The organism is Streptomyces sp. RLA131, from assembly GCF_056270125.1.
The window spans coordinates 5,147,011-5,162,774 of record NZ_JBWDOQ010000002.1 but is presented as its reverse complement, the minus strand read 5'-3'; the positions used below and the strand labels follow the sequence as shown (position 1 = coordinate 5,162,774).

Sequence of the window (15,764 nt, the reverse complement as noted above, 5' to 3'; positions counted from 1 at the left end):
CCGTGCGGGGCCACGGTGAAAAGCTATGGACAGATGTTTACGGAAGACTGAGCCGCGCATGTGGGGCGCATGAGAAGGTCAGCCGCTGTATGAGAACCGCCCTAACGCGGGTATGAAAGTAGGGCGCGCGCGCCGCTGTGATCTGGGGAGAATCCGACATGTCAGACCAAACACCGTGGAACTCCGGAGGCTATGGCCCGCCTCCGCAGTTGCCTCCGCAGTCGCATCCGCAACTGCCCCCGCACGTCTACCCGATGGGCTCGCCGCCGCCGCCCGCCTATCCGCCGCCGGCCTACCCGCCGCACCCGCCGTTCGGCGGTGGACCGCCGCCGCGCCGGCGCGGACCGGTTCTCATAGTCGCCGGCCTCACGACCGCCGCCGTGGTCGCCGGGCTTCTCATCTGGAGCCCCTGGAGCAGCGACTCCGCCGGCACCCCGGCCGGCAACCCGTCCGTGCTGTCCTCGCCCAAGGACCCGGCGAAGATCGCCGAGGCCTCGCTGCGGGCCGCGGCCGACACCCTGGCGGGGGCCCAGGTGGTCTCGTACGAGGGCCGGTTCACCGACAGCGACGACAAGGTCTCGAAGTTCAGCCTGCAGTCCAACGGCGCGGGATGGAGCCGGGGCTCGCTGACCTCGGGCAAGCACACCGTCCGGCTGCTCACCGCGGACGACAACCATCTGATGAAGGCCGGCAAGGCCTACTGGAAGGCGCAGGACTACTCCGACACCACCGTCGGCCGCTTCTCGGACCACTGGCTCGACTCCGCGGTCGAGCTCCCCGACGCCTCCGCCCTCACCACGCCGCTGGCCCCGGCGAACCTGGCCCAGCTGATGCGTGACGCCGCCAACCGCGGCCATGTCACCCCCGGCACCGAGACGATCCTGGACGGGGTGCGGGCCCAGCGCCTCTACACCCCCGAGGCGCGCTACTACGTCACCGTCTCCACGCCGCACACCCTGGTCCGCGTCCAGGCGGCCGGCTCGTCGTCGTCCTCGACCGCGTCGCCCGGCACCTCGGACTCCACCGGACCGGTGGCGCTGCCGGACGACGCGGACGCCACGGTCACCGAGCTGACCGGTGTCGAACGGTCGGGATTCACCAAGGCGTACAAGAAGGACCTGGGCGCCCTCACGAGTGCTGTCGACCCGAACGTGACCTTCTCCACCAGCGGGAAGGCCCGTTTCAGCCCCTGCGGCAACTACAGCTGCACCGCCAGGTTCACCCTGAGGAACCTGGTCTACGACCCGCTGGACTCCGGCACCGGCGAATCGGTCCAGGCGGTCATCACCATCGACGTCAAACTCGACGGCCGCAAGGTCAAGCACTGTGTCTTCCACCGCACCATGAAGGCCAACGGCAAGGTCTCGCTCACCTGCAGGGCCACCTACTCGGCCTCCCGCTACAGCAACCACACCGTGCGGGGCGTGCCGGACGCCTGGGCCAGGACCGTCTCCGACAAGGAGCTGAAGAAGCTCAAGGCCGGCTTCGCGAGCAGCGCGAAGTCCACCGGCAGCACCGACAGCGGCGATTCGGCCTGATCACGGCCGCCGCCGGGCGGGCCCGGGGTACGGGCCCGCCCGACAGGGCGGTTCAGCCGCGTGTGCCCAGCAGGTGGTCCAGGGCGAGCTGGTCGAGCTGCTCGAAGGCGAGGCCCCGCTCGGCGGCGGCCTCGACGTCGAAGTCCTCGAAGGCGGAACGGTCGCCGAGCAGGTCGGTGAGGGACTCGCCCTCGCCCAGCGTGGTGCGGGCCAGCTGGTCCAGGCGGGAGGCCTTCAGCGCCTCCTGGACCTCGGGGTCGGCACGGAAGGCGGCGGCCTTGTCCTTGAGGATCAGGTAGTTGCGCATGCAGCCGGCCGCGCTCGCCCACACCCCGTCGAAGTCCTCGGTGCGCGGGGGCTTGAAGTCGAAGTGGCGGGGGCCGGAGTAGCCGGCCGACTCCAGCAGGTCGACCAGCCAGAAGGCGGAGCGCAGGTCGCCGGCGCCGAAGCGCAGGTCCTGGTCGTACTTGATGCCGGACTGGCCGTTGAGGTCGATGTGGAAGAGCTTGCCGTGCCACAGGGCCTGGGCGATGCCGTGGGTGAAGTTCAGCCCCGCCATCTGCTCGTGGCCGACCTCGGGATTGACGCCGACGAGCTCGGGGTGGGCCAGCTCGTTGATGAACGCCAGGGCGTGGCCGACGGTGGGGAGCAGGATGTCGCCGCGCGGCTCGTTGGGCTTGGGCTCGACGGCGAACCTGAGGTCGTAGCCCTGGCTCAGGACGTACTCGCCGAGCAGGTCGAAGGCCTCCTTGAGACGGTCCAGGGCGACCCGTACGTCCTTGGCGGCGCCGGACTCGGCGCCCTCGCGGCCGCCCCAGGCGACATACGTCCGAGCCCCCAGTTCGGCGGCGAGGTCGATGTTGCGGATGGTCTTGCGCAGCGCGTAGCGGCGCACGTCGCGGTCGTTCGCGGTGAAGGCGCCGTCCTTGAAGACGGGGTGCGTGAAGAGGTTGGTGGTCGCCATCGGCACCTTCATGCCGGTGGCGTCCAGGGCCTGGCGGAAGCGCTTGATGTGCGACTCGCGGGCGGCCTCGTCGGACCCGAAGGGGATCAGGTCGTCGTCGTGGAAGGTGACGCCGTAGGCGCCCATCCCGGCCAGCTTGGTGACGGTCTCGACGGGGTCGAGGGCGGGGCGGGTCGCGTCGCCGAACGGGTCGCGGCCCTGCCAGCCGACGGTCCACAGACCGAAGGTGAACCTGTCGTCGGGGGTGGGGGTGAAACTCATCGCTGCGGCTCCTATTCGTAAGACCACTGAACAAATTAGTATGCCAAAGCCGTATTGTGAAGGGAGCCGCAGTCATGGGACGTGTCGTACTCGGGGTGGACAGCTCCACCCAGTCGACGAAGGTGCTCGCCGTCGACGCCGACAGCGGGAAGGTACTGGCCACCGGGCAGGCCAGGCACGAGGTGAGCGGGGGCGCCGCCCGTGAGACCGACCCGGAGGTGTGGTGGCGGGCCCTGACCGGGGCGCTGGCCCAGCTCGGGGAGTACGCCACACGGGCCGAGGCGGTCTCGGTGGGCGGCCAGCAGCACGGACTGGTCGTCCTGGACGAGGACGGCCGGCCGCTGCGGCCCGCGATGCTCTGGAACGACGTACGGTCCGCGCCGCAGGCCGCCGCGCTGGTCGAACGGCACGGGGCCGCGTGGTGGGCGCGGCGGTTCGGCAGCGTGCCCGGCGCCAGTTTCACGGTGACCAAGTGGGCCTGGCTCGCCCGGCACGAACCCGAGGCCGCCAAGGCCGCCGCCGCGGTCCGGCTGCCCCACGACTTCCTCACCGAACGGCTCACCGGGGCGGCCGTCACCGACCGCGGCGACGTGTCCGGCACCGGCTGGTGGTCCACCGCCACCGAGGCCTACGACGAGGAGCTGCTCGGCGAGATCGGCCTCGACCCGGCGCTGCTCCCCCGGGTGCTCGGCCCCGGCGAGCCGGCCGGGATCACCCTGCCGGGACTCGGCCTGCGCGAGGGCGCCCTGGTCGCGGCCGGCACCGGGGACAACGCAGCCGCCGCGATCGGGCTGGGCCTCACGCCCGGCCAGGCGGCGCTCAGCCTGGGCACCTCCGGCACCGTCTACACCCCGTCGGTGACCCGGCCCGCCGACCCCTCCGGCACGGTCGCCGGCTTCGCGGGGGCACACGGCGGCTGGCTGCCGCTGGCCTGCACCCTGAACTGCACCCTCGCGGTGGACAAGGTCGCCGCCCTGCTGTCCCTGGACCGGGAGGCCGTCGAGCCCGGCGGCTCGGTGACCCTGCTGCCCTTCCTCGACGGCGAGCGCACCCCCAACCTCCCGTACGCCTCCGGGACGCTGAGCGGCCTGCGGCACGACACGACCCCCGGCCAGATCCTCCAGGCCGCCTACGACGGGGCCGCGTACGCCCTGCTCGCCGCCCTCGACCAGGTACTGGCGGTGGACGGCGCCCCCGCCGACGCCCCGCTGCTGCTCATCGGCGGCGGCGCCCGCGGCACCGCCTGGCGCGAGACCGTACGGCGGCTGTCCGGCCGCGCGGTCCAGGTCCCGGCCGCCGACGAGCTGGTGGCGCTGGGCGCCGCCGCGCAGGCCGCCGGACTGCTGACCGGCGAGGCACCGGCGGACGTCGCGCGGCGGTGGCGTACGGCGGAGGGCCCCGGCTACGAGCCGGTGGCGCGCGACGAGGCGGCGCTGACCCGGCTGGGGGGTGAGCTTGCCCGCGCGTCCGGCTCCGGGTGAGGGTGGGGGCGACCACCCACTGCCGAGGAGGAACCCCACCGTGCCCAAGGGCCCCGGACCCGGATCGCAGGCCGGCCTGCGCCGCCACAACCTGGCGCTGGTGGCGCACACCGTGGCCGCCCGCGGCGAGATCTCGCGGGCGGCCGTGGCGGCGGAGGTCGGGCTGACCCGGGCGACCGTCTCGACCCTGGTCGACGAGCTGCTCGCCACCGGCATCCTTGTGGAGCTCGGCACCCAGCGCCCCGGCACCGTCGGCCGCCCCGGCACCGCGCTGGCCCTCAACGACACCGGCCCGGCCGGCATCGGGGCGGAGGTCGGCATCGACCACCTCGCGGCCTGCGCCATGGACCTGCGCGGGACGGTACGGGTCCGGGCCGACGTCGAGGCGCACAACCGCGACCGGCCGCCCGCCGACGTACTGCGGGAGCTCGGCGCGCTCATCGCCCAGGTCGAGGACGACGCCCGCGCCCTCGGCCTGCGGCCCGCCGGACTGACCGTCGCCGTACCCGGGCTGGTCGCGCGCGACCGCCACACCGTCGTGCGGGCGCCCAACCTGGGCTGGGAGAACGTCGTCGTCCCGGCGCCGGCCACCCTCGACAACGAGGCCAACCTCGGCGCCCTGGCCGAACTGTGGCTGGGCGGACACCCCACCCCGGTCACCGACTTCATCCACGTCTCCGCCGAGATCGGCATCGGGGCCGCCCTCATCGTCGACGGCGGGCTCTTCCGCGGCGCCCGCGGCTTCGCCGGCGAACTGGGCCACGTACCCGTACGCCCCGGCGGCCCCCGCTGCTCCTGCGGGGCCCGCGGCTGCCTGGAGCAGTACGCCGGCGAGGAGGCCGTGCTGCGGGCGGCGGGTATACCCCCCGAGGGGCCCGGCGCCCTCAAGGCACTGCGCACGGCGGCCGACGCGGGGGACCCGGCGGCCCTCAAGGCCCTGGCCACCGCCGGGCAGGCGCTCGGCATCGCGCTGAGCGGCGCGGTCAATCTGCTGGACCCCCAGGCCGTGGTGCTCGGCGGCCCGCTGGCCGGCCTGGCCCCATGGCTGCGGCCGGCCCTGGAGCGGGAGCTGACCCAGCGGGTCACCGACCGGCAGTGGCCCGCCGACGCCGTGGTCGTCTCCCGCCTCGGCCGGGACGGCGTGCTGCTGGGGGCCGCGTACAGCGTGGTACGGGCGGTGCTTGACAACCCCCAGGGCGCGGCGACGTAGCATCACCGCAGGGCCTCCGCCGCGCATGCACCGCGCGGCGGAGGCCCGCCCGTACCGGGGCCGTGATCAGTCGCGGATCCAGCCGGCGGAACTCAGCTGAACGACACGCTGTAGCTGTTGGCCGTGAAGTTCAGGCCGGCCGAGGAGGACGTGATCTCCCAGCCGAGCTGTACATCGCCGACGGTGAAGTTGGAGACATAGCCCTTGGTGTCCTTGAGCCACTTCAGGATGGCCAGGATGTTCACCGAACCGGAGTTGGAGTCGGAGGTCCGCAGGAAGGAGTACACGTCGTTGTTGCCGTTGTTGCCGACGTACACCGTCCAGGTGTGGCCGCCCAGGGTCAGATTGCCGATGGAGCTGCCCAGCGGACCGACGGCGCCGTTGTAGTTCATCCAGAGCATGATCTCCTTGGTCTTGCCGCTGTCCCAGACGTCGTACGCGGTGTTGTACGCCCCGGAGGACGGCACCGTGACGTTGTAGCTGCTGGTCAGCGAGGCCAGTGAGGTGATCGTCTTCCCGACGTAGCGGGTGGAGTTGGGGTAGGACTTGATGCCGCCGGTGTCCGGGTGCTGCGCCCAGACACCGAAGTTGCTGCCTGAGTTGGCCCAGGCGCACTGGGCGCCTGCGCCGCTGCCCCAGATGTCGTTGTAGACGGTGTAGTTGCCGCTGGTCCAGTTGCCCCACTGGTCGCAGGAGGACCAGGTGGCGGCCTGCGCGGGGGCGGCGGCGAGGCCGATGAGCGCCAGCAGCGCTATCAGCGGGGTCAGGAAGAGCTTGCGAGCGGCTCGTTGCACGGTACGTCTCCCTTGTGGGTGGGGGGATTTCTCGGGATCACCCCGCCGAACACGATGTCCCGGCCGGCGGGGAGCTCAAGGGGAACCGGGTCACTGTCAGTGCCCGGATGTACATTCACAGTGAGGTCGGAATCAGCGGTCAGGACGGCACGGACGGTCCCGGCCCGCAGGTCCCAGGCCAGTTCGGTGACGGTCACCCGGCAGCGCGTACGGATGCCGCGCAGCGTGCCGGAGGGGAGCAGTGAGGGGGGCACGGCGGGGAGGAGCACGATCCGGTCCGGGGAGGAGTGGATCAGTGCCTCGATCAGTACGGCGGGCAGCGTGTGGGCAGCGTCGGCGTTGTAGACGTGGCGGTGGGGGTAGTGCCCGCTCATGAGGGAGGGATGGAAGAAGTCGCCGTCGAGGACGGCGGTCAGCGCGCGCTCGACGCGTTCGGCGTCGCCGAGACGGGCGGCGACCAGGGCGGTGTGCAGATAGCCGTGGGCGGAGTCGTTCTCCGCGCCGCGCAGTTCGAGCGCGCGGTGCGCGGCGCGGGCCTGCCCGGGGGTGTCGAAGGGGTTGATCTCGTCCAGCGGCCACACGGGGTAGAGATGGCTGAGGTGCCGGTGGTCGTAGGCGTCCCCGGCCTGCGGCCAGGCCCATTCGGCGAGTGCGCCGCGCTCGTTGACCCGGTAGGAGGGCAGCCGCTCGGCCAGGGCGTCGCGGCCGGCGGCGCGCAGGGCGTGCCGGGCGGCGGCGATGTCCATGGTGGCGTTCACCGAGACGGGGCTGCCGGCGCCGGCGGGAGTGTTCTCGGGTGAGTAGGAGGGGACGACCAGCAGCCGTCCGTCCTGGTCGGTCCTGGTGCCGGTGCCGGTGCCGGTGCCGGTGCCGGTGCCGGTGCCGGTCAGGAAGTCCTCGTAGAAGGCGGCGGCCTCGGCCAGCAGCGGGGCGAGGGTGCCGCGCAGGAAGTCCTCGTCGCCGGTGACGGCGACGTGGTCCAGAAGGGGGTGCAGCAGCCAGTCCGCTCCGGCGGTCCACAGATGAAGGGGGTAGTCGTCGTCGAAGTGACAGGACCGGCCGGACAGCCCGTCGCTGTGGGCCGGCGCCACGATGCCGCGGGCGCCGAAGAGCCGGGCCGCGTTGTCCCGCCAGTCGTCCAGGTGGGCGGTCACGAACCCGGCGTGGGCGAGCGACACCTCCGGGAGGGCGCCGACCGCCGCCGAGGCGATCTGCAGGTTGAGGTTGGCGTCGCAGGTGAAGGCTCCCGACCACGCGGTGTCCCAGGAGCCCGTCCAGAGCCCGGTCAGCCGTGGCGGCAGCAGGCCGGAGGAGGACAGCAGGTGGTGGCGGCCGGCGGCGAACAGCCGCTCCAGGGTGGCCGCGCGCCGGGCCGCCGGCTCCGCCAGCAGGGTGGATCCGGGCTGCGCCCGGTCGGCCCCGGGCGCGGCCAGGTCCAGTGACACGCGTTCGTAGGCGGTGCGGTGCAGGGCGGTGTGCCGGGCCAGCAGCTCCTCGTAGGGGGCCTCGGTGACCGGGTCCGCGGTGGTGGTCCGCCGCCCCCGGGTTCCGCCGGCCGCCCACGGCTCGACCCAGGTGAGGAGGGTCAGCTCGGCGCATCCCTCGGCCCGCAGCACCACGCCCTCGGCCCGCAGCGTGCCGCCGCGCGCCACGGCCCGGGTCCATACCGTGTAGCCGAGGCCGGAGGGGCCGGGGTAGGTGACGTCGGTGCGCAGCAGCGCGCCGTCGGCCGAGGCGCTGACCGCCAGCTCGTCGGGGGCGCCGTCCAGTGCCGTGTCATGGCTGACGCCGGCCGTGACACCGGCTGCGACCCCGGCCGTGACCCCGGCTGCGACCCCGGCGCCGGCCGGGGCCGTCAGCCGGTGCACGATCACATCGTCGGCGCGGGAGACAAAGGTGTCGGCCCGCCAGTCGGCCCGGCGGCCGGCGCTGTCCTCGGTCCATACCGAACTCACCACGCCGGTGCGGAAGTCGGCCTCGCGGCGGTAGCCCGACACAGCGCCCGCCGGGCGTACGACACGTACCGCCAGGGCGGGGTGGAACGGCCGGACCCACCGCAGGTCCAGGCCGGCCGTGCCACGGGCGACGGCCTGCGCGGCGCGGCCGGCCAGGATGTCGTCGCGCAACTGCTCCAGGCCGGGGGCCAGTTCGGGCGCCCGCGCCGTCTCGGAGCCGTTGGGGCGCACCAGCAGATGGTGGTTGACGATGAGGCGTTCGTCGGCGGGGTCGCCGTGGACCATGGCGCCGTGCCGCCCGTTGCCGGTGAGGAAGGCGTCCTCCCAGCGGGCGGCGGGCGCCGGCTCCCAGGTCACGACCGGGCCTCCCGCAGGACGGCGACGCCGTGGCGCGGCAGCGCGAGCTCACCGGTGTGGGTGGCGCCGGACAGCAGGTCGTCATGGGTGCCGCCGACGGGCACGGTCACCGGCTCCGGCCCGTGGTTGAGGACGAACAGCAGATCACCGCGGCGTACGGCCTCCACCCCGGCGGGGAGGTTGTCGAGCGCAGGCCGTACGCCCGCTTCCCGGGCCGCGCGGGCCAGCAGCCCGCGTAGCGCGTCGGGTTCCGGCAGGGTGGACAGGTACCAGGCGGCGCCCTCCCCCACCGGGTGCCGGGTGACGGCGGGTCCGCCGTCCAGCTCGCCGCCCTTGTAGGTGGCCAGGGTCTCGACCCGGGCGGTCGAGGAGAGCTCCAGGTCCTCGGACCAGACGGTGCCGTCGAAGGTGTCGGTGGCGACCGTCTCCCCCGGGTCGAGCGGCCACCACTCGTGCAGCACGGCGATACCGAACAGCTCGCGCAGCCGGGCGTCGAAGCCTCCCTCGCGCACCCGGTCGTCCTGGTCGGCGACCCCGGTGAAGAAGCCGCTGACCAGGACGCCACCGCCGCGTACGAAGGCCACCAGGGCCTCGATCGCCGCGTCGTCCGCCAGATAGAGGTTGGGGACGACGAGCAGCCGGTAGCGGGAGAGCTCGGAGGCCGGGTGGACGAAGTCGGTGGTGATGTTCTGGTCCCACAGGGCCTGGTGCCAGGTCCGTACGGTCCCGGGGTAGTCGAGTTCGGCGGAGGGGCGGCCGGACTGCTGGTGCGCCCACCAGGTGTCCCAGTCCAGCAGCACCCCGGCTCCGGCGGGGACCTGCGCGCCGACCGCCCCGGCCAGTCGGGCCAGGTCGGCGCCGAGCCCCTTGACCTGCTGGAACGTACGGCCCCGCTCGCCGGCGTGGGTGAGCATCCCGGAGTGGAACTTCTCGGCGCCCTGCCGGGACTGCCGCCACTGGAAGTAGCAGACCGCGTCGGCGCCCCGGGCCACGGCCTGCAACGACCACAGCCGGTTCAGGCCGCGCGGCTTGGGGTGGTTGACGCCGCGCCAGTTGACCGGGCCCGCCGCCTGCTCCATGAGCATCCAGGGGCCGGGGCCGGCCTGGGAGCGGGTGATGTCCTGGATCATGGCGTTGTAGGCGCCGCCGTGCGGGTCCCTGGGGTCGGGGTAGATGTCGACGGAGACGACATCCTCCTGCTGCGACCACTTCCAGCCGTCCTGCCCGATCCACAGCGGCATGAAGTTGGTGGTGACCGGGATCCGCGGGGTGTGCCGGGCGACGATGTCGCGTTCGGTGGTGAAGCACTCCAGCAGCGCGTCGGAGGTGAAGCGGTGGAAGTCCAGCCCCTGGGTGGGGTTGATCATGTACTGGGCCCGGCGGGGCGGGACCAGTTCCTCCCAGGAGTCGTAGCGCTGGCTCCAGAAGGCCGTGCCCCAGGCCTCGTTGAGGGCGTCCAGGGTGCCGTACCGGGCCCGCAGCCAGCGGCGGAAGTGGGCGGCGGTCTCGTCGCACCAGCAGAAGGTGCAGTACTCGTTGTTGATGTGCCACATGCTCAGGGCGGGGTGGCCGCCGTAGCGGGCCGCGAGGTCCTCGGTGATCCGGGCGGCGTAGTCGCGGTAGACCGGCGAGGAGGCGCAGAACTGGTTGCGCGAGCCGTACCAGACGGTGTTGCCCTCCCGGTCGCGCGGCAGGGTCTCAGGGTGCCGGGCCCCCATCCACGGCGGCGGGGAGGCGGTCGGGGTGGCCAGTACGGCGCCGACGCCGTGGGCGTGGAGCAGGTCGAGCAGCCGGTCGAGCCAGCCGAAGTCCCGTGCGCCGGGGCGGGGTTCGAGCTTCGCCCAGGAGAAGACGCCGACCGTGACGCTGTTGACACCGGCCTCGCCCATGAGCCTGACATCCTCGGCCCAGACCTCCTCGGGCCACTGCTCGGGGTTGTAGTCGCCGCCGAAGAGGATGCGGCCGCGGGTCGCGTCGTTCAGGTCGGGCATGGCGGAGTGTCTCCTGAGGTTCTGGAGGAACAAGGGCAGCGAGAGCGAGGATCAACGGCAGGAGTGGGGGCCGCAGACTGTCGAAGCGCTTCAATGTTGCTGCGAGGTTAAAGCGGAGCGTCAGGACACGCAAGAGTCCGGACCCACGAACCACCGCGGTCCGGATTCGGCGGCACCGACCCTGCCGCACTCCTTGACAGTCCCGCATCGACGCCCCAACATCGAAGCGCTTCGATTGACGGGACACGGCACAGAGGTGCAGCCATGCAGAGCCGGACCAAACGACTGCTCACCGCACCGCAACTGGACGCCCTGCTGCGCCGCTCGGCGGGCACAGGCTGCCGGCTGGAGGCCGAGCTGACCGACGGCTGGTTCAACAGCGCCTACCGGGTCCGGCTCGACGACGGCCGCCCCGCCGTCGTCAAGGTGGCCCCGCCCGCGGACGTACCGGTACTGCGCTACGAGCGCGGCATCATGGCCACCGAGGCGTCCGTCTACCGCCGGCTGGCCGACGTGGACGGCATCCCGCTGCCCTCACTGATCCACCAGGGAGCCGACTTCCTCGTCATCTCCGTCCTGGAGGGCACGCCCTGGGACAAGGCCGCCGACGCGATACCGCCCGGCCACCAGGACGCACTGCGGCGCGAACTGGGCCGGATCGCCGCCCGGTTGCACACCGTCCGTTCGCCCGACGGCCGCTTCGGCTATCCCGCCCCCGAGGCCGGGATCGGCGGGCCGGACTGGCCGACGGCCTTCTCGGCGATCATGGACGCCATCCTGGAGGACGCCGCCCGCTGGGACACCCCGCTCGGCGACATCACCCCGACGAGATACGGTCCCTGGTCGCCGACGGCGCCGACGCGCTCGCCGAGGTCACCGACCCGGCCCTGGTCCACTTCGACCTGTGGCCGGGCAACATCTTCGTCGCAGCCGACGGCCCGCGGCCCCGGGTGAGCGGCCTCGGACCACGAACGGGCCCTGTACGGCGACCCGGCGGCCGAGCTGGTCTCCCTGGAGTTCGGCGGCGCCTGCGGCCCCGGCAGTGCCCTGGCCGCGGGCTACCTCGAAGCGGGCGGCCGGCTCACCTTCGGCCCCTCCCTCCACCACCGGCTCGCCCTCTACCGGCTCTACCTCGGGCTGCTGCTGGTGGTCGAGTGCGGCCCCCGCGGCTACGACGCCGACCACCGGGCCTCCTGCCGGCGCACCCTGGACGACTGGGTCTGCGCCCTGCGCGAGCTGGGCCGCTATCGCGGCTAGGCCGGGCCGCCGCCGGGGCCGCCGCGCCCGCCGGGGCGTCAGGCACCCGGCGGGCACGGCGGAATTCGGGGGCGGGAGGCGCCGTCCGCTCAGCCCTTGACCGCGCCGGTCAGCATGCCCTTCTTGAAGTGCTTCTGGACGAAGGGCGACAGGATGGCCACCGGCAGCAGGGCCAGGACCATCACGGCCATCTGAACGGCGAGCGGGGACAGCGGGCCGGCGTTGACGGCCTGGCCCAGCCCCGTCGGGGCCTCCTGTTTCTGGACGAGCTGGATCATGACGTTCTGCAGCGGCATCATGCTCTGGTCGCTCAGATAGATGGACGCGTTGAACCAGGCACTCCAGTAGCCGACCGCGTAGAAGAGCGCGATGACCGCGACCACGGCCCGCGAGAGCGGCATGACGATCTGCCAGAGGATCCGGAACTCCCCGGCGCCGTCGATCCGCGCGCTGTCGATCAGCTCGGGGGACGTGCTCATGAAGAAGGACCGCAGCACCAGGATGTTGAAGACGCTCACCGCGCTCGGCAGGATCAGCGCCGCATAGGTGTCGGTCAGACCGAGCGTCTGCACCAGCAGATACGTCGGGATCAGCCCGGCCCCGAAGAACATCGTGGCCAGCAGCGTGATCAGCATCCAGCGGTGCCCGAACGACCCGGGCCGGGACAGGCCGTAGGCGCACAGGACGGACACGGTCATGGAGAAGAGCGTGCCGACCACCGTGATGCCGGTGCTCACCAGGGCCGCGCGGCTGACCTGGCCGCCGCTCAGCAGTTCGGTGTAGGCGATGAAGGTGATGCCCTTGGGGATGATCACCAGCCCGCCGGTCTCGGTGATGGTCCGTTTCGAGGACAGGCTCGTCACGATGATGGTCCACAGCGGGAAGAGGATCGCGAAGACCGCGAGCCCGAGGACCAGGCCCTTGCCCGCCAGGCCGGCCCGGTTGGGCTTCTCCTCCCAGGTGGGGCGGGGCGGGGCGGCGAAGAAGCCCCGTACCGGGCTGCCGCCGGTGCTGCCCGTGCCGCTGGTGGCGCTGGTGGCGCTGCTCACTTCTTGTACACCCCCTGCTCGCCCATCATGTGGGCGACCTTGTTGGCGGCCAGCACCATGCAGATGCCGAAGATGCCCTTGACCAGGCCTGCGGCCGCCGCGTAGCTGAAGTCGCCGCTGCGAATGCCCATGAACCAGACGTAGGTGTCGAGCACTTCGGCGGCGCCGCGTCCCACCGCGTCACGTTGCAGCAGGATCTGCTCGAAGCCGACGTTCAGCGCGTCGCCCACCCGCAGTACGAGCAGCAGGGCGATCACCGGGCGCAGGGCGGGGAGGGTGACGTGCCACAGCCGGCGCCAGCGGTTGGCGCCGTCCATCGCGGCGGCCTCGTACAGCTCGGGGCTGACCGAGGCGAGCGCGGCGAGGAAGACGATGACTCCCCAGCCGGCGTCCTTCCAGACGCCCTGCGAGGTGACCAGGAACTTGAAGATCCCCGGGTCGGTCATGAGGTCGAAGCCCTCGACGCCGTGCTGGCGCAGGTACTGGGAGATGACGCCGGCGCCGCCGAAGATCTGCTGGAAGACCATGACGACCAGGACCCAGGAGAAGAAGTGCGGCAGGTAGAGGATCGCCTGTGCGAAGGCCCGGATCCGGGGGCGGACCACGCTGTTGATGACCAGTGCGAGCGCGATGGGAATGGGGAAGAACAGGGTCAGCTGGATGACGAAGAGCACCAGCGTGTTGCGCACGGCGGACCAGAAGTCGGGATCGCCCAGGATGCGCTGGAACTGCTCCAGGCCCACCCAGGGGCTCTGCAGGATCGCGGCGAAGCCGTTGTCGCCCAGGTAGGGGTTGTAGTCCTGGAAGGCGACGACGTTGCCCAGGATCGGGATGTAGTTGAAGACCAGGACCAGCAGCAGTGCGGGCAGGGTCATCAGGAGGAGGGCCCGGTCGCGCCTGAGGCGGTGCCGCCAGGTGATGCCGGTGCCGGCCGCCTCGCCGCCCGCCGCCTCGCCGCCGGCCCCGGCCCTCGGTACCTCGGTCCCCGCGATGACCACCGCCGCCGCGACCTGCTCGTGCTGTGTGCCGCCGGGCCGGCGGGGGGCGGTGGTGCCCCCGCCGGCCGGGCCGTCCGCCTGGACGGACATCAGGATGCGTTGCCGTTCTCGTCGAGAATCTTCTTGTACCAGGCGCGGAGCTTCTCGCCGCCGTTGCTCTTCCACTCGGAGACGGCCTGCTGCATGTCGCTGATCTTCTTGCGGCCGCGCACGATGTCGTCCTCCAGGTCCTCGAACTTGTCGCCGAGGTTGGCCCACTTGGTGGGCTCGGTGATCGTCATCCCGAAGAAGGGGGTCTTGGTGACGAAGGCGCCCATCCGCTGCTGCCACTCGACCATGGCCTTGGTGACCTCGGGGAAGTCCGGGTGGGCGATGTACGAGGCGGGGCTGCCGAGGAAGACGTAGGCGCCGTTGACCTCGTTGTTGCCCTGGTCGTTCTTGACCGGCAGGCCGTCCTTGACGGTGTAGTGGGTGCCCTCGACGCCGTAGTCGACGAGCATCCGCTCCTTGGTGCCGTACGGGGCGGCGGTGAAGTTGGCGGCGGCCAGGATGTCCTTGATCTTGGCGGCCGAGGTGCCCTTGCTGACGAAGGCCCAGATGTTGGCGGGGTTACCGGCGTAGAGGGTGGGGTCGCCGCCGTCATGGCCGAAGATGTCCATGCCCCAGATCTTGAACTTGGGGTTCGCCGCGGCCTGTCCGGCCATCAGGCCGTACCAGCCGGAGATGTCCTGGTTGTACATGAGGATCTGGCCGGAGGTGAAGCGCTGGCTGGAGTCGCCGTGTACGGCCTTGGCGTCCGGGTGGACGACGCCCGCCGCGTAGAGCTTGCGGGTCCACTCCAGGGCCTCGATGTACTCGTCGGTCTCCAGACGGTTGACCAGCTTGCCGCCGTCCAGCTTCCAGGCGAGCGCCTTCTCGCTGCCGCCGAGGGACCCGAAGATCTGGAAGGCGGTCCACTTCATGTCGTCGCAGGCCCACACCTTGCTCCTGGCCGCGGTGATGTCCTTGGCGAGCGACAGGAAGTCGTCGGCGCTGGTGGGCAGTTCGTAGCCCTTCGCGTCGAAGATGTCCTTGCGGTAGAAGGGCACGATGTTCGGGACGTACGAGGCGGGCATCGGCAGGCCGCGCAGTTTGCCGCCGAAGATGCCACGCTGCCAGGCCTCGGAGGGGATCGCGGCGAGGTTCGGGTAGTCCTTGGCCTTGCTGCCCGACAGATACGGGCCGAGGTCGGCGAACTTGGCGTTGATGGCGGTGGGTATCTTGCCGCCGAGGTTCCAGCCGGGGATGACCACGACGTCCGGGATGTCGCTGGAGGCGAGGATGGCGCCCAGCTTCTCGTCGTAGGTGTTGCCGTCCTGGTTCTGCCAGGTGATGTTGACGCCGATCTGCTTGTTCAGCGCGGTGTAGTACGCGCAGTCCTGCTTCGGCGGGGTGCCCCACAGGGGCGCCATGACCTTGATGCCGTTGCCCTTGCCGAGCTTGCTCGGGACCGAGGCCTCCAGGTCGGCCGTGGCGATGGCCTTGGTGAAGCCCAGCGAGGAACCGTTCTTGCTCGCGATGTCCGGGGTGACCACCGTGCGCGCCGCGAAGGTCGGAAGGATCTTCTGCGCCTCCTTGCCCGAGGTGGTGCCGTCGCCGCCGCTGTCGGAGCCGGAGCACGCCGAGAGCAGCGGGAGCCCGCCGGCGACCGCCGCTGCGGCGACCGCCGTCGAGGCGAGGAACGTTCTCCGGCTCGGGGCCTGGGAGTTCGGCATAGCGTCAACCCTTCGTGGCGCGCCAGGACACACGGCGGGGCTGCCGCCGGTCGGCATCTTCGGTGGGAGGTGCTGGCGTAACTGGCTGAACGGAAGCGCCCTTCGAGCACAGGTGGGACACCCGCTGCCACCACCTTTGGTCGAAGCGCTTCGAT

General features: G+C 71.8%; 11 protein-coding genes. 4 read left to right on the top strand and 7 right to left on the bottom strand.

Annotated features, from left to right (window positions below; genetic code table 11):
- The first annotated feature begins 158 nt into the window (after window positions 1-158).
- Window positions 159-1,538, top strand: a complete 1,380-nt coding sequence (locus RWE79_RS24510) for a hypothetical protein (protein WP_475942207.1) — start codon at window positions 159-161, stop codon at window positions 1,536-1,538.
- 52 nt (window positions 1,539-1,590) lie between these two features.
- Here RWE79_RS24510 and xylA read toward each other — a convergent pair whose 3' ends face one another.
- Complete coding sequence (gene xylA, locus RWE79_RS24505) at window positions 1,591-2,763, bottom strand: xylose isomerase (protein WP_475942206.1); 1,173 nt, start codon at window positions 2,761-2,763, stop codon at window positions 1,591-1,593.
- Window positions 2,764-2,837: 74 nt separating this feature from the next.
- Between xylA and xylB the strand changes: the two genes are divergently transcribed.
- Together xylB and RWE79_RS24495 are read left to right on the top strand one after the other, a co-directional pair.
- The gene (xylB, locus tag RWE79_RS24500) at window positions 2,838-4,244 is read left to right on the top strand and encodes a xylulokinase (protein ID WP_475942205.1); all 1,407 of its coding nucleotides are present in this window, start codon (window positions 2,838-2,840) and stop codon (window positions 4,242-4,244) included.
- A 40-nt stretch (window positions 4,245-4,284) separates the two neighbouring features.
- Window positions 4,285-5,454, top strand: coding sequence for an ROK family protein (locus RWE79_RS24495; RefSeq protein WP_475942204.1), 1,170 nt, complete (start codon window positions 4,285-4,287; stop codon window positions 5,452-5,454).
- A 92-nt stretch (window positions 5,455-5,546) separates the two neighbouring features.
- Here the strand turns inward: RWE79_RS24495 and RWE79_RS24490 are convergent, their stop codons facing one another.
- Genes RWE79_RS24490 through RWE79_RS24480 form a run of 3 tightly spaced genes read right to left on the bottom strand, consistent with a single transcriptional unit; the run spans window position 5,547 to window position 10,551 of the window.
- A complete protein-coding gene (locus tag RWE79_RS24490; RefSeq protein ID WP_475942203.1) occupies window positions 5,547-6,248 on the bottom strand; it encodes a GH12 family glycosyl hydrolase domain-containing protein in 702 nt (233 codons plus the stop codon).
- Window positions 6,218-8,560: a glycosyl hydrolase family 95 catalytic domain-containing protein gene (locus RWE79_RS24485; RefSeq protein WP_475942202.1), complete on the bottom strand. Its 2,343-nt coding sequence runs from the start codon at window positions 8,558-8,560 to the stop codon at window positions 6,218-6,220. The genes RWE79_RS24490 and RWE79_RS24485 overlap by 31 nt, the downstream gene beginning before the upstream one ends.
- Window positions 8,557-10,551, bottom strand: a complete 1,995-nt coding sequence (locus tag RWE79_RS24480; RefSeq protein WP_475942201.1) for a beta-galactosidase — start codon at window positions 10,549-10,551, stop codon at window positions 8,557-8,559. Before RWE79_RS24480 ends, RWE79_RS24485 begins: the two co-directional genes overlap by 4 nt.
- A gap of 264 nt (window positions 10,552-10,815) precedes the next feature.
- Between RWE79_RS24480 and RWE79_RS24475 the strand changes: the two genes are divergently transcribed.
- Entirely contained in the window at window positions 10,816-11,505 is a 690-nt protein-coding gene (locus RWE79_RS24475; RefSeq protein ID WP_475942200.1) for a phosphotransferase family protein, read from the top strand.
- Between the two features lie 392 nt (window positions 11,506-11,897).
- Here the strand turns inward: RWE79_RS24475 and RWE79_RS24470 are convergent, their stop codons facing one another.
- Genes RWE79_RS24470 through RWE79_RS24460 form a run of 3 tightly spaced genes read right to left on the bottom strand, consistent with a single transcriptional unit; the run spans window position 11,898 to window position 15,609 of the window.
- On the bottom strand, window positions 11,898-12,857 hold the full coding sequence (locus tag RWE79_RS24470; RefSeq protein WP_475942199.1) for a carbohydrate ABC transporter permease: 960 nt from the start codon (window positions 12,855-12,857) through the stop codon (window positions 11,898-11,900).
- Window positions 12,854-13,945, bottom strand: coding sequence for an ABC transporter permease (locus RWE79_RS24465; protein WP_475942198.1), 1,092 nt, complete (start codon window positions 13,943-13,945; stop codon window positions 12,854-12,856). Before RWE79_RS24465 ends, RWE79_RS24470 begins: the two co-directional genes overlap by 4 nt.
- Entirely contained in the window at window positions 13,945-15,609 is a 1,665-nt protein-coding gene (locus RWE79_RS24460) for an extracellular solute-binding protein (protein WP_475942197.1), read from the bottom strand. The genes RWE79_RS24465 and RWE79_RS24460 overlap by 1 nt, the downstream gene beginning before the upstream one ends.
- Window positions 15,610-15,764 lie beyond the last annotated feature (155 nt).

What these genes read in the sequence shown, in the direction of transcription:
- RWE79_RS24510 (WP_475942207.1), top strand. Translation starts at nt 159, where the DNA reads ATGTCAGACCAAACACCGTGGAACTCCGGAGGCTATGGCCCGCCTCCG.
- xylA (WP_475942206.1), bottom strand. Translation starts at nt 2,763, where the DNA reads ATGAGTTTCACCCCCACCCCCGACGACAGGTTCACCTTCGGTCTGTGG.
- xylB (WP_475942205.1), top strand. Translation starts at nt 2,838, where the DNA reads ATGGGACGTGTCGTACTCGGGGTGGACAGCTCCACCCAGTCGACGAAG.
- RWE79_RS24480 (WP_475942201.1), bottom strand. Translation starts at nt 10,551, where the DNA reads ATGCCCGACCTGAACGACGCGACCCGCGGCCGCATCCTCTTCGGCGGC.
- RWE79_RS24475 (WP_475942200.1), top strand. Translation starts at nt 10,816, where the DNA reads ATGCAGAGCCGGACCAAACGACTGCTCACCGCACCGCAACTGGACGCC.
- RWE79_RS24465 (WP_475942198.1), bottom strand. Translation starts at nt 13,945, where the DNA reads ATGTCCGTCCAGGCGGACGGCCCGGCCGGCGGGGGCACCACCGCCCCC.
- RWE79_RS24460 (WP_475942197.1), bottom strand. Translation starts at nt 15,609, where the DNA reads ATGCCGAACTCCCAGGCCCCGAGCCGGAGAACGTTCCTCGCCTCGACG.